Annotated in this window: 14 protein-coding genes and 1 tRNA gene; 12 read left to right on the top strand and 3 right to left on the bottom strand. The window is 64.9% G+C overall.

Features of this window, described 5'->3' with window-relative positions:
* Positions 1-351: 351 nt before the first annotated feature.
* A tRNA-Arg gene (locus tag FJZ36_14635) sits at positions 352-427 on the bottom strand.
* Between the two features lie 131 nt (positions 428-558).
* Between FJZ36_14635 and recR the strand changes: the two genes are divergently transcribed.
* The 12 genes from recR to ugpC all read left to right on the top strand — a co-directional run bounded on the left by recR (position 559) and on the right by ugpC (position 10,509).
* Complete coding sequence (gene recR, locus FJZ36_14640; protein ID MBM3216141.1) at positions 559-1,167, top strand: recombination protein RecR; 609 nt, start codon at positions 559-561, stop codon at positions 1,165-1,167.
* Positions 1,154-2,044 (top strand): M28 family peptidase, encoded by an 891-nt coding sequence (locus FJZ36_14645; protein ID MBM3216142.1) that lies wholly within the window; start codon positions 1,154-1,156, stop codon positions 2,042-2,044. Before recR ends, FJZ36_14645 begins: the two co-directional genes overlap by 14 nt.
* The gene (gene rsmG, locus FJZ36_14650) at positions 2,004-2,738 is read left to right on the top strand and encodes a 16S rRNA (guanine(527)-N(7))-methyltransferase RsmG (GenBank protein ID MBM3216143.1); all 735 of its coding nucleotides are present in this window, start codon (positions 2,004-2,006) and stop codon (positions 2,736-2,738) included. Before FJZ36_14645 ends, rsmG begins: the two co-directional genes overlap by 41 nt.
* 35 nt (positions 2,739-2,773) lie before the next feature.
* Complete coding sequence (locus tag FJZ36_14655) at positions 2,774-3,109, top strand: STAS domain-containing protein (GenBank protein MBM3216144.1); 336 nt, start codon at positions 2,774-2,776, stop codon at positions 3,107-3,109.
* A 44-nt stretch (positions 3,110-3,153) separates the two neighbouring features.
* The gene (locus tag FJZ36_14660) at positions 3,154-5,694 is read left to right on the top strand and encodes a HAMP domain-containing protein (protein ID MBM3216145.1); all 2,541 of its coding nucleotides are present in this window, start codon (positions 3,154-3,156) and stop codon (positions 5,692-5,694) included.
* A gap of 57 nt (positions 5,695-5,751) precedes the next feature.
* Positions 5,752-6,915 (top strand): response regulator, encoded by a 1,164-nt coding sequence (locus FJZ36_14665; GenBank protein ID MBM3216146.1) that lies wholly within the window; start codon positions 5,752-5,754, stop codon positions 6,913-6,915.
* Positions 6,916-6,943: 28 nt separating this feature from the next.
* Positions 6,944-7,390: an ATP-binding protein gene (locus FJZ36_14670; GenBank protein MBM3216147.1), complete on the top strand. Its 447-nt coding sequence runs from the start codon at positions 6,944-6,946 to the stop codon at positions 7,388-7,390.
* A 13-nt stretch (positions 7,391-7,403) separates the two neighbouring features.
* Positions 7,404-7,829: an STAS domain-containing protein gene (locus FJZ36_14675; protein MBM3216148.1), complete on the top strand. Its 426-nt coding sequence runs from the start codon at positions 7,404-7,406 to the stop codon at positions 7,827-7,829.
* 91 nt (positions 7,830-7,920) lie between these two features.
* On the top strand, positions 7,921-8,274 hold the full coding sequence (locus FJZ36_14680; protein ID MBM3216149.1) for an STAS domain-containing protein: 354 nt from the start codon (positions 7,921-7,923) through the stop codon (positions 8,272-8,274).
* Between the two features lie 43 nt (positions 8,275-8,317).
* Complete coding sequence (locus tag FJZ36_14685) at positions 8,318-8,722, top strand: STAS domain-containing protein (protein MBM3216150.1); 405 nt, start codon at positions 8,318-8,320, stop codon at positions 8,720-8,722.
* Positions 8,715-9,401 carry a hypothetical protein gene (locus tag FJZ36_14690; GenBank protein MBM3216151.1) on the top strand — a complete coding sequence of 229 codons (687 nt, stop codon included), beginning with the start codon at positions 8,715-8,717 and terminating at the stop codon, positions 9,399-9,401. Before FJZ36_14685 ends, FJZ36_14690 begins: the two co-directional genes overlap by 8 nt.
* 7 nt (positions 9,402-9,408) lie before the next feature.
* A complete protein-coding gene (gene ugpC, locus FJZ36_14695; protein MBM3216152.1) occupies positions 9,409-10,509 on the top strand; it encodes a sn-glycerol-3-phosphate ABC transporter ATP-binding protein UgpC in 1,101 nt (366 codons plus the stop codon).
* 69 nt (positions 10,510-10,578) lie between these two features.
* Here ugpC and FJZ36_14700 read toward each other — a convergent pair whose 3' ends face one another.
* Together FJZ36_14700 and FJZ36_14705 are read right to left on the bottom strand one after the other, a co-directional pair.
* Complete coding sequence (locus tag FJZ36_14700) at positions 10,579-12,822, bottom strand: sodium-translocating pyrophosphatase (protein MBM3216153.1); 2,244 nt, start codon at positions 12,820-12,822, stop codon at positions 10,579-10,581.
* A 178-nt stretch (positions 12,823-13,000) separates the two neighbouring features.
* A complete protein-coding gene (locus FJZ36_14705; protein ID MBM3216154.1) occupies positions 13,001-13,333 on the bottom strand; it encodes a hypothetical protein in 333 nt (110 codons plus the stop codon).
* Positions 13,334-13,359: the final 26 nt, after the last annotated feature.

The raw sequence follows: 13,359 nt of genomic DNA on the forward strand, positions 1-13,359 counted from the left end.
GCGCGCGTCCTGTCCGCGCCGAAGCGTCGCCGGAACCGTCGTCCGTCGTCGGTTCGCACGTCGGCGAAGTATTGCCCGCCTTTCAGGAACAGCCCCGATGTCTGTCGGTAGGGAAGCGCCACAATCGCTTGCCGCTTGCCCCTTGCCATGCCGAACCCCTCCCTTGCGCGCGAAGCCGCGCCGTCGCTGCGATTGCGCGGCAGCGCCGTTGCCCAAACCTTGCCCAAAATGGCGCCGTATGGGGGCGTTCAAAGGCATTTCAGGGCAATACGCAAGGATTCTGAGGGTCGGGGTCGGTCGAAATAGGAACCCGCCGATGCAGTGTTCATGCGGTTCTGCGGGTGTTTAGGTTGGCACGCCCGGCAGGATTCGAACCTGCGGCCTAGTGATTAGAAGTCACTTGCTCTATCCCCTGAGCTACGGGCGCATACGACGCTGGAACGGTATCGCCGTCATCATGTCGAGTCAAGCGTCGCAACCGGGTGCGTTGATCCGTCACTTGCCGACGGCTATCATCGTGGCGTCCGACGGCGCTCGACGCACAGACGGAGCAGACCCTTGCGCTACCATCCGGACAGTCTCGTTCGGCTCTTGGCTGAGCTGCAGAAGCTCCCGGGCATTGGGCCCAAGAGCGCCCAACGGCTCGCCTACCACATGCTTCGGCAGCCAGCGGCGGAAGTGCGCCGTCTCGGCGAGAGCATCGCCACGATCCACGACGCGCTGACGCATTGCACCACCTGCGGCAACATCACCGAGCGCGGCACGGACCCCTGCGTCATCTGCACGAGCGCCACGCGGGACGCCTCGACGATCTGCGTCGTCGAAGACGCCGACGACATACCCGCCTTCGAGCGAACCGGAGCCTACCGAGGCATGTACCATGTTCTCGGCGGCGTTCTGAGCGCTCTGAACCGGGTGCGCCCCGATGACCTGCGGATCGGGGAGCTCGTCTCCCGGATCGACGGATCGGGCGTTCGCGAAGTGATCTTCGCGCTCAGTCCCAGTGTCGAGGGCAACGCGACGGTGACCTATCTCCAACGCCGACTTCAGGGCATGGACCTGCGCATGACGCAGATCGCGTTCGGCGTGCCGGTGGGAAGCGATCTCGACTTCGTCGACGAGATCACGCTGAGCCGCGCGCTGGAGGGTCGGAATGACCTCGACTAGCGCTCGGGTCCTCCTCGCCTGCTGTCTGTTCTGCCTTGCCGCTGGCGGCTTCGCGCAGTCGATACCGCGCATCGATGGCGCTCGAGCCATGGACCACCTGCGCAAACAGGTCGCCTTCGGACCCAGGGTCCCCGGCACGGCGAGCCACGAGCGGACCCGGACCTACCTCGTTGACACGTTGCGTCAGTTCGCGTCGAAGGTGTCCGTGCAGAGCTTCCGGCATGGTGACGTCGCGATGAGCAACGTCGTCGCGTCGTTCGGGACTGGCTCGGAACCGGGTCTGCTGCTGTGCGCGCATTGGGACACGCGCCCGTTCGCCGATCAGGAGAAGGACCCCGCGCGAGCGAAACGCCCCATTCCAGGAGCGAACGACGGCGCTTCGGGCGTCGCGGTTCTCCTGGAGATCGCTCGTTCGCTGCACGACGTGCCGCCCCCGGTTCCCGTCGCCATCGTGCTGTTCGACGGGGAGGACTGGGGGAAGACGTCCGACGAGATGTTCCTGGGCTCCAAGCACTACGCCAAGAATCCGCTTCCGTGGAAGCCGCGACGAGGCATTCTGCTCGACATGGTCGGCGACGCCGACCTCTCGATACCCGTCGAAATCCACTCGTGGGATGCCGCGGCGGAAATGGTCCGCGCCGTGTGGGATGTCGCCGAATCGATGGGCGTGAAGGAGTTCCGTCGGGAGGCTGGAGGGGCGATCCTCGACGACCACGTGCCGCTCATCGCCGCCGGCATTCCGACCATCAACCTGATCGACTTCGACTACCCTCATTGGCACACGCTGGCGGACACGCCGGACAAGTGCTCCGCTGACAGCCTGCGGAAGGTGGGCGATGTCGTCCTCCGCTACCTCCACACGCAAGCGATCCGGTGACGTGTCGGTCGCCGACCTGACCCGATCCCGGCTCCAAAGCATTGGTGTGGACATCGACGAGAGCCAGGCGCAGGCGTTCGAGACGTGTTCCCGACTGTTGGAGCGATGGCGGGGCAAAGTGAACCTCACCGCCGTCACAGGCGTATCTGAGATCGTCGAGCGGCACTTCGTCGATTCGGCGCTCTGCCTGGCGCACATTCCGGCTGGGAGCGTGAGGGTCGCCGACGTGGGCACAGGAGCCGGCTTCCCCGGCGTGCCGGTCGCGATCCTGCGGGAGGACGCGCAGGTCGTCCTCTTCGAGCCGAACGCCAAGAAGGTGGCGTTCCTCCATCACGCCGCCGCCTCGATGCGGCTGGGTAACGTCCAGATCGCACAACTGCGCCTGGAACCGGGAGACGTGCCGAATATGTGGCAACATGGCTTCGACGTGGTGCTGTCTCGGTTCACAGCCTCGCTACCGTGGTTGGTTTGGTGCGCTTCCGAGCTGGTCGCGCCGGAGGGTAGACTGATCGCCTACACGCGCCCATCGCTCGAGGCAGACGCGGTGCAGGTCGCAGAATCGGAGCCGTCGCTGTCTGTGCGGTTCCTCACGGATGAACGCGTCGCACCTGCCAGAGCATTCGCCATCGTACGGTTCTCCGAGAGGCCGTTGGGGCAGGTCGTGCTGGTTGAGTCGCCCAGCGTCCGAGGTTAGTATGGTGCGGGCAGGATTCGGGTCGCGCGCCGTACGTGAGGAGCGTTGCCACGCAGACTCAGTTCGAGGCACGGGTCGTGCCACTCGACGGGCGCTTGGATCACCAGGTCGCCCACCGACTGCGCGAGGAACTGACACGCGCCGCCAGCGGAGAGGCTCCGCGCGTCGTCGTCGACATGTCCGCTGTGACACGTGTCGACAGCGCGGCGGTCGGCGTCATCGTGGGGGCGTTCGTGTCGATTCAGCGCGCGGGAGGACGTCTCGTGCTCGCGAATCCCAACCGGATCGTGCGGCAAGTGCTCCACACGACTCGCCTCGATAGCGTCATCGACATCTACCCGACAGCCGAAGCCGCCCTCAGCCACGTCTGATGCGTGGCGCGCCCGAGGTCGCGCGGCGCCTGGGATCCCGGCACGTGAGCACCCCACCTGATCGACACGACGCGGGAACTCGGGGAGGCATCGCGTCCAGCCGCCGGTGGCTCGCGAGTCTCAACAGCCAGTTGGTCGTCATGCTGCTGTTGGCTAGCGCCATTCCGGTCGTCGTCGTCGTCTTCCTGCCGACGTTCGGGCTTTACTCACAGAGCCGGGCATCGCTGGAATCGACCATCGGTTCCCACCTGACGGAAGTCGCCGACGAGACCATGGCTCGCGCCACGGCAGCCGTGGAACCGTATCGCCAGCAGGTGTTCCAGCTTGCGCGCGATGTGCGCCCCCATCTCGTCGAGATGTTGCGGCGAGACCCGCAAGAACTCGCCGCGCGATGGAGCGCCTACGGCAGGTCGATGGAACCTTCGGAGGTCGATGCCGTCACACGTCGGCTGGTCGCCGCTCTGCCTCCGAGCGCCTTCTTCGTCGTCGCGGATCGACGTGGACTGCTCTTTACATCGAGCCACCCGACGCATCCGTTCGATATTCAAGCCTCCTGGTGGCGCGCAGCCGTACAGAAGGGCCGCTTCGTGGTCGGCAAGACGAGTTATGACCGGACGATTCCGGCTGTGTGGGTCGCGCTCTCAGCGCCTGTGTGGGACCGAGACGAGATCGTTGGTGGGATCCACGTCTGGTTGCCGATCCCAAGTCTCGCCGAGGTCGTGAGGTCGGCAAGCCTCGATGCGGTCTCCAGCGACTCGGGACGAGATGTCACGATCCTAGGCCGCGACGCGGACGATGGAGCGCTCTACGTCGTCGCGCGCTCCGACGACCAGTGGGCGACGCTCGGAGACGGCGACTGGGTGTGGGTCCACGTCGAGGGGCACGAGGACTTCGACGGCGACGCCATGGTCGTTGCCGACTCGCTGACGGTGGAACCGGTCGGGGTGCTCTCCACCGCGCGCCAGACGATGACGGGCTTAGCCGAGACCGTCAAGCAATCGCTGATCCTGCGGCATGGACTGCGCTCGCCGCTGGCGGTCAGCGTGACCGTCAAGAAGAGCGGAGCGTTCTTCCCGGAGGCGGCACAAGTCGCCATGGCGTCGACCCAGATGGCTCCTCTGCCCAAGTACACGGTCGAGGAAGACGCGACCGGGGTCGAGCGCGTGTACGGGTTCCGGCGGTCGTCGTCGGTCCTGCCGTGGTCGGTCGTCGTGTCGCAGCCGACGCGCGTTGCCTTCACGCCCGCACAGGCTCTGCGGGAGCGCGTGCTGTGGGCGACGGGGCTGTCGATGGCGGTCCTTGTCGTGGCGTCCGTGCTGTTCGCGCGTCGGCTCGTGAGACCCATCCGACAGATCACCGACGCCGTGCAGGCGATCCGTCGCGGCGACCTGCAGCACGCGATTCCGGTTACCATGAGCAACGAGATCGGCGTGCTGGTCGATGAGTTCAACGCGATGTCGCGCACCGTTCAGGAAACGCTCTCTCGCCTGACCGACGAGGAGAAGAAGCTCAGCTCGGTGCTCAACAGCGTCGCGGAGGGCATCGTCTACCTGAACCTGGACCGGCGGATCGTGCTGGTGAACCCCGCAGCCGAGTACCTCTTGGGCATCGAGCTGGATACCACAGGCAAGGTGATCGACGACGTCCTGAGCCCGGAGGCGGTTGCCGACATCTTCCCGGATATGCGCGCCCGCCCGGCGACGGGACGTGCATCGTCGCGTTCGGCGACGGTCGCTCGGGGCGAATCGACCGTGGCGCTTCGCATCGTGGACAGTCCCGTCCTATCCGAGGATGGCGCGCGCATGGGAACCGTCTTCGTGCTCGACGACGTGACGCGCGAGAAGGAGATCGAGGAGATGAAGTCCGACTTCGTCGCCCTCGTGTCCCACGAGCTGCGGACGCCGCTGACGTCGATCTACGGATACACGCGTCTGATGCTCGACGGGAAGACGGGAGCCGTGCCGGACTCGGTACGCGACAAGCTGGTGCGCATCGAGCGGCAGGCGCTGCGGCTTTCGAACCTGATCGGCGACCTGCTCGACCTTTCGAGGATCGAGTCGGGACGTCTGGAGGTGCGGCTCGAACCGATGTCGGTCGTTGACGTGGCTCGTCAGCGGCTGGACGATATCCGCCAACTGTCGGACGGTCGTGGCATCGAGTTGGCGTTCGAGTGCGAGGAAGGCGTTCCCGATGTCTTGGGCGACGCCGAACGCATCGGGCAGGTATTGACGAACCTGCTGACGAATGCCGTCAAGTTCACGCCCGAAGGCGGCCAAGTGAGGGTACGGATACGGCGGGAGGGGAACCTCGTTTCGATTCAAGTGATCGACAACGGTCAGGGGATTCCGTCGGAGGAACGGCAGAAGATCTTCGACAAGTTCCACCAGGTGAGTAGCGTCCATACGCGGCATCAGGGCGGAACGGGGTTGGGGCTGGCGATTGCCAAGAGCATCGTGGAGGCACACGAGGGTCACATCTGGGTAGACAGCGAACTGGGCAAGGGCAGCGACTTCCGCTTCGTGCTGCCGGTGGCGGATCCCAGTCGTCAGGCTTCCCGCCGAAGCCGAGCCACGAGGCCGGCATAGGCGGACCGGCGCGATCGGGACCGGATACCCGCAACTGCCCGCAAGGGTGATCTGACCATGCGCGAGCGTATTCTCGTCGTGGACGACGAACCGGACATCCTCGATCTCATCGAGCTCACATTGCGATCCGAGGAGTTCGACGTTCTCACCGCCCGGAACGGCATCGAAGCTCTGGAGGTCGCGCGAACGTCGAGCCCCGACCTCGTGCTGCTCGATCTGAGCATGCCGGGCATGGACGGATTCGAGACGATGGAAGCCCTGCGCGCCGACGAGCGCACCAGCGGGACGCCCATCATCCTGCTCACCGCTCGCGTCCAGATCGCGGACAAGCTGCGCGGGCTCAGTTCCGGAGCCGACGACTACATCACCAAGCCGTTCGAGCCGGATGCGCTCGTATCGCGTGTCCTCGCGCAGCTCTCGCGGTCGCGTCGAGTGTCCTATTCGAACCCGCTGATGGGGGCTCACGGCGAGTGGTCCAACGCCATCGAACAGTTGGCGCGTCACCTGGAGGCAGCGGCGCAGATCCAACTGGGTCTGCTGCCGCGCGAAGAGCCGCGACTCCCAGGGATGCGCGTTGTCGGAATGCTGCAGAGCAGTCTGGACGTCGGCGGGGATTTCTACGACTTCATCCCGCTCGACGATGACAAGGTAGGGGTTGCCATCGCCGATATCCGAGGCAAGGGCATTCCTGCGGCGTTGCTGATGGTCATGGTGCGGACGGTTCTGCGCATTGTGGCGCGGGAGGAACCGACGCCAGCGCGCGTCATCAAGCGGATCAACGACTTTCTCGCTGCTGAGACGGAACCGGACCTCTTCGCGACGATGGTCTACGGCGTCATCGATCCTCGTGAGCGGACCTTCACCTACGCAAACGGCGGGCACTGCCATCCGCTGCTTGTGAATGCGAACCGATCCGACGCGGTGAGGCTCACTGCCGGCGGCATGCTGGTGGGCGTGTTCGAGCTGGCGGAGTACGTCTATGGAACTGTCGAGCTGGATCCCGGCGACCTGATCGTCGTATACACGGACGGACTGACGGAGGCGGAGAACCCCTCCGGCGAGCTATTCGGCGACGGTCGGCTGGGCGACCTGACGATGGAGTTGGCGCGTTTGCCCGCGGATGCGATCTGTGATACAGTTCGGCTGCGGTTGACAGAGTTCAGCGGCACGAGCCAGCGGTCAGACGATTTGACGGTCGTCGCGATCCAGGTGACAGCTTGACAGGCGAGTATCTCTGAAAGGAGCGCTCTTGTCCGACCTGACAACTGCAAGCGAAAACCCGCAGGCACTCCGCGATGTGATCCTGAATCTGCCCACGGACGTCGCCATGATGTCGGTGGTGGACGCCGTCGTGACTCATATCGCTCAGGATATGGGGTTTGAGAGCGACGTCGTCGAGATGATCAGTGTGTCCATCATCGAGGGGTGCATGAATGCAGTGAAGCACGGGAACAAGTACGACACGAACAAGCGCGTTCACGTGCGCGTCGAGTTCGACAGTACGACCCTCAAGGTCGTCGTCAAGGATGAAGGGGTTGGCTTCAATCCTCAAGCAGTCGCCGACCCCCTGTCGGGCGACAATCTGTTCCGAGATCACGGTCGGGGCCTGTTGATGATACGCGCCTACATGGACGAGGTGTCGTACAACGATGACGGCACCGAACTGACAATGGTTAAGTCCGTCCCCAAGGAGTAAGTGGAGCCGAGGCATTCGGTGTGCGGTGGCGGGTACCAGAGCGCCCGCGGATGGCACGGCTGAGCGATACCCCTTCGCAATCAGGAGGCATCTTGTGGACTTGACGTTCCGACGTAGCGGGCACGTGATCATCTTCAATCTCAAAGGCAACGTCATCGGTCCCGATGGCATGAAGTTGCGCGAAGCCTTTCAGAAAGCCATCGAGTTGGGCGCCGACAAGGTGCGGATCCTCGTCGATCTGGAAGGCACGGGTATGATGGACAGTTCCGCCCTGGGCGCACTGGTGAACGCCTATACGCATGTTCAGCAGAAGAAGGGCCGGATCGGCATCATGAGAGCGAGCGCCAACATCCAGAAGCTCTTGACGCTCGCCAAACTGGCGCAGCTTTTCGAGCAGTTCCCCGACGAAGCCGCGGCGGTCGCGAGTCTCTCGTCCTAGTTTCGCTGTTCAGCGGGGTGTGCACCGCTCCGGGTGTCCATTCGTCAGCCGGTCTCGCCCGGAGGGTCCGCGACTGTCGTAAGGCGCGAACATGGTGATCCGCTATCGAAGAGCGCCCGGCTGCATCGTTTTCGGCATCGAAGGCGGGCTCGTCAACACGGACGTGCCGGCACTGCGCAAGGAATTCAAGCGAGTTCTCGAGCTGATCGGGTCATCCGCGCATATCGTGATCGACATGACCCTGGTCAACCAAATCGACTCCGCTGGCATCGGCTCACTGATGGCAATCTACTCCGACATCGTGACGTCGAAGGCGAAGCCGAGGGTCGCGGTCGTCGTGACCAGCGGATCGTCAGAGGAGCGCCTGTTCCGTCTGACGAAGCTCGACCACTTGTTCCCGCCGTTTGGCACGGTTTGCGACGCGGTCGCCTACCTCACGACCTGATCATCTCCCGTGTCAGCGCGGGCTCCTCCAGATGGGATGACGCATGCAGGTCACCGAGCGTCGGAGCGCGGGTGCCACGATTGTGGCGATCAGCGGCAAGGTGGTCGGCGACAGCAGCCAGGAGCTCCGAGCTTACGTATCACGGCTCGTGGAGCGACTCGCGGACGAACGCGCTCTGAGGCTGGCGTTCGATCTGTCCGATACGCAGTTCCTGGACAGCTCCGGGTTGGGAGCGCTTGTGCGAGCGCAGATCGCAACCGCGGAGCGCGGCGGGAAAATGGTTCTCGTGAATCCGCACGAGCACATCCGGCGGCTCCTGACGGTTGCGCGGATCGAACACCTGCTGCCCATCTGCGACGGCGAAGCCAGCGCGTTGAAGGCGCTCGCCGTGGCGGACGGCGAGGGCGACGCGGCGAACCCGAAGGCGGGAGAGGGGTCGAGTGGCTAAGGTCATACCCATCCGACCGGCGGCGATCACGTCGCGCGACCGCAAGGCGATCCCAGAAGGGCTCTGGCTCAAGTGTCCTTCGTGCAAGGAGACGACCTTCGCCCGGGAACTCAACCGGCACGCGAAGGTCTGCCCGCACTGCCGGTACCACTATCCGTTGACTGCTATGGAACGCGTCGCGCAGCTTGGGGACGACGGCTCGGCTGCCTGTCGGCATGAGATGCCTGGCTGGGTGTGCGGCACGATCACGCTCGACCGCATCGCCTGTGTGATCGTCGTGGCTGACCACGAACGGCCCGAACTCGCGCCGTCGCCGTCGGAGCTCGACGCGCTCGGCGACATCTACGCAGCCGCAGTCGAAGAATCGCTGCCGGTGCTGGTCTGCTGGTCGGAAGCCCCAGAAGCCGTAGGCGAGACCGATCTTGACCAACGCGCTCGGGCGCGAGCCCTGCGCGAGGCTCGCCGACACTCCGAGGCCGGTCTGGCATCGGTTCTGCTCGTCACCGAGTCGGATGGCGGGGAGGCGATCCCGCAGCACCTGCCTCGGACGGACGTCACGGTCGTCGAGAGCTCCCGGCCCGAGACGGTTCTCGACGACGTTCGGTACGCGGACCTCGCAGCTTCCAGGTTCGACGTCGCCCCACTTGTGCGGCGTCTTCTCGCCTTCGCAAGAGACTAGGCGCACCATGGCGACCGTCCGGCTGGTTGGCGTGACGAAGGAGTACGCCGGCGGCGTTGCCGCTGTCTGCGATGCGTCCTTCCAAGTTCAGGACCAGGAGTTCGTCGTCTTGGTCGGCCCGTCGGGGTGCGGCAAGTCGACGACGCTGCGCATCATCGCCGGTCTCGAAGACGCGACTCGTGGCGATGTCTTCATCGACGAGCGTCGTGTCAACGACGTGCCGCCGAAGGATCGGGACATCGCGATGGTCTTTCAGAACTACGCCCTCTATCCGCACATGACCTGCTTCCAGAATATGGCGTTCGGGCTCAAGCTGAGGCGCGTTCCCAAGGCTGAGATCGCCGAGCGAGTGCGCGAAGCGGCGGCGATTCTGGGCATCGAGCACCTGCTGGATCGCAAGCCGCGCGCTCTGTCGGGAGGCGAGCGCCAGCGGGTCGCCGTGGGGCGCGCCATCGTGAGACACCCGAAGGTGTTCCTCTTCGACGAGCCGTTGAGCAACCTCGACGCGAAGCTCCGCGTCCAGATGCGGGCGGAGATCAGCAAGCTGCATACGCGTCTCGCGGCGACGATGATCTACGTGACCCATGACCAGACCGAAGCGATGACGATGGGCGACCGCATCGTCGTCATGAACGAGGGCGTCATCCAGCAGATGGACGGACCGTTGCGGCTGTATGCGAGCCCAGCGAATCGGTTCGTCGCCGGATTCATCGGGAGCCCGGCGATGAACTTCGTGGAGGGCGAGCTGCTGCAGGATGGCACGCACCGCCAGTTCCGTGGAAAGGGGCTGGCTCTGCCGTTGGCGGAGCCCCATGCTGCCATGACCGCCCCTCGTCCTGACGGACCCGTCGTCCTGGGCATCCGTCCCGAACATGTCCGTGTCGGCGACGCCGGCGATTCACCCGCGATGCCGTGCCGGGTCGAGGTGGTGGAGCCGCTCGGAAGCGAGACGGTCGTCTACCTGTCCGCGGGCGAGACGACCTTGGTCGCCAAAGCGGAGGCGGAACGCACGCCGACCGTGGGCGCGACCGTCTCGGCTCGCATCGACATGGCGCGCGCTCACCTGTTCGATCCCGACTCGGGAACCAACCTGACCGCGTCGCTCTAGTCCGGCTCCGAGCACGACGAACGGCGCGCGTTACCGCGCGCCGCCGTTGGTTCGGTCCTGTCTGTCCGATCACCCCAGCAGAGCGGACAGAAGCCCGCCGATGCCAGCGAACTTGGCGATCAAGCCGGCGAAGACGATGGAGACCATCGACATCAGCTTGATCAAGATGTTCAGCGACGGACCCGACGTGTCCTTGAACGGGTCGCCCACCGTGTCGCCGACGACCGCCGCCTTATGGGCATCCGAGCCCTTGCCTCCGTGGTTGCCTTCCTCGATGTACTTCTTGGCGTTGTCCCACGCGCCGCCGGCATTCGCCATCATGACCGCGAGTACGAACCCGGTTGCGAGCGCGCCTGCCAGTAAGCCGAGAACCCCCGGAACGCTGAACAGCAGCCCCATGGCGACGGGAACGATGATCGCCAGAAGCGACGGCACGATCATCTCGCGCTGCGCGCCCGCCGTCGAGATCGCGACGCAGGTCGCGTAGTCCGGCTTCTCGGTTCGCTGCATGATGCCCGGCTTCTCGCGGAACTGGCGGCGCACCTCGTCCACCATCGCGCCCGCTGCGCGTCCGACGGCTTTCATCGTGAGGGCGCAGAAGAAGAACGCCATCACGGCGCCGACGAAGAGCCCGATGAGGACATTGGGGTTCATCAGCGTGACGTTGTAGTAGTCCATGAAGTTGGCGATGGTGGCTTTCATCGTGGGGATCGCGGTCCCATCGACGACGATCTCCTTGAGACCCGCCAGATGCGCCATGCCGAATCGTATCTCTTCGAGATACGACGCGAGCAGCGCCATCGCGGTCAGCGCCGCCGAGCCGATTGCGAACCCCTTGCCAGTGGCTGCCGTCGTGTTCCCCAGAGCGTCCAACTGGTCAGTGCGCTGGCGAACGTTCGGGCCCAGACCCGCCATCTCCGCGTTGCCGCCGGCGTTGTCCGCGATGGGCCCGTAGGCGTCCGTGGCAAGGGTCAGCCCAAGCGTCGAGAGCATGGCGACCGCCGCCAATCCGATTCCATAGAGCCCCATGAGCGGCTGTTGACCGCCACCGGGCAGGTAGTAGGCGATGACGATGGCTGCGATGATCGTCACGACGGGTATCGCCGTTGACATCATCCCGACGGCGAGACCGTCGATGATGACCGTCGCCGGACCTGTCAGCGAATGCCCTGATATGCCGCGCGTGGGCTTGTACTCGTGGGACGTGTAGTACTCCGTCGCCTTGCCGATGACCACGCCAGCGACGAGACCCGCGACGATGGCGCCCCACATCCGCCACACGGACGGGATGCCCAGCACCGACAGGATCGGGATGGCGACGATCGCGATGGCGATGGAACTGAGGTTGATGCTCCGCGACAGCGCGTTCAGCAGGTCGCGCATCTTGGCATCCTCGCGCGTGCGCACGATGTAGATGCCAAGAATCGACAGCACCGTCCCGACGGCGGCAAGGACCATCGGAGCCGCCAGGAAACGGAGCTGCATGTCCATCTCTTGCGCCCCCGTCCAGTCGGGGTTCACCGAAACGGCGGAGACCCCCAGCGCTGCCGTGGCGAGGATGGATCCGGCATAGGACTCGTAGAGGTCGGCTCCCATGCCGGCGACGTCGCCGACGTTGTCGCCGACGTTGTCCGCGATCGTCGCGGCGTTTCGCGGATCGTCCTCTGGGATGCCCGCCTCGACCTTGCCGACGATGTCCGCGCCGACGTCCGCCGCCTTCGTGTAGATGCCGCCGCCGACGCGAGCGAACAACGCCTGCGTCGATGCGCCCATGCCGAAGCTGAGCATGATGACCGTGATCTGCGGCAAGGGGTTCGGTTCGGTGCCGAAGATGCTGTGCGGGAACACATAATAGAGCAGCAGGAACCAGCCGGTGATGTCCAGCAACGCGAATCCCACGACCACCAAGCCCATGACCGCGCCGGCTCGGAACGCGACCTGCAGACCGGAGTTCAGCGAGTGCTGGGCGGCGTTGGCGGTTCGGGCAGAGGCATTCGTTGCCGTCTTCATGCCGAAGAACCCGCACAGCCCCGAGAAGAACCCGCCTGTCAGGAACGCGAACGGGACGATCTGGTTCTGGGCGTGGAGCACATACGCCATGAAGGCGAACAAGGCGAACAGGACGGCGAAGATGATGCCGACCACCTTGTACTGCCGACGCAGGTACGCCATGGCGCCTTCGCGAACCGCCTGAGCGATCTCCGCCATTTCCGGCGTGCCTTCGCTGTGCTTCATCACGGTTCGGTAGAACACGTAGGCGAACAGAAGCGCAAGGATCGATGCGATCGGCGCCAGCCACCAGATGCCGGGCAGAGGCGGGCGACCGTAAGAAACCACCGCCTCGGCATCCTGCGCGAGGGCGAGTGAGGAACACAAAGAACTGACCGCGAACGACACGCCCCATGCCGCGCGACGACGCCACGCGCCGGCTGCGGCGATCTGACTCGGCGAGTGTGAGACCTGACGAGTCAACATCGAACGATTCCCCTCGTTATTGCTTGCAGCAGAACAACGGATTCACGCCTTGCAGCGCTTCTCCGACGAAGAAGACGGAGCCGGTGACGCAGATGACCGTGTGGTCGGCTGGATGGGAGTCCAGCCGTGAGAGGGCGTGCGCGACGGAGTCCGCGTACGTCACGTCGAAGCCGCAGGCTTCCCAGGCTTCGGCTAGTCGCGAGGGTTCCGCCGCGCGGGCGTTTCCGTGGGTTCTGGATACGGTGATCGATGACGCAACCGGCGCGAGCTCACGCGCGAATGCCGCGTGGTCCTTGTCTCGGGACATACCCACGATGAACGCGACCGACTTGCTAGGGAACTGATCCAACAGCGACGCCCTCAGGGCTGAGGCAG

The sequence above is a fragment of the Candidatus Poribacteria bacterium genome, assembly GCA_016866785.1.
GTDB lineage: Bacteria > Poribacteria > WGA-4E.

Excerpts from the sequence above, each read along its gene's own strand:
- FJZ36_14645 (MBM3216142.1), top strand. The coding sequence starts at position 1,154 with ATGACCTCGACTAGCGCTCGGGTCCTCCTCGCCTGCTGTCTGTTCTGC.
- rsmG (MBM3216143.1), top strand. The coding sequence starts at position 2,004 with ATGTCGTCCTCCGCTACCTCCACACGCAAGCGATCCGGTGACGTGTCG.
- FJZ36_14665 (MBM3216146.1), top strand. The coding sequence starts at position 5,752 with ATGCGCGAGCGTATTCTCGTCGTGGACGACGAACCGGACATCCTCGAT.
- FJZ36_14680 (MBM3216149.1), top strand. The coding sequence starts at position 7,921 with ATGGTGATCCGCTATCGAAGAGCGCCCGGCTGCATCGTTTTCGGCATC.
- FJZ36_14685 (MBM3216150.1), top strand. The coding sequence starts at position 8,318 with ATGCAGGTCACCGAGCGTCGGAGCGCGGGTGCCACGATTGTGGCGATC.
- ugpC (MBM3216152.1), top strand. The coding sequence starts at position 9,409 with ATGGCGACCGTCCGGCTGGTTGGCGTGACGAAGGAGTACGCCGGCGGC.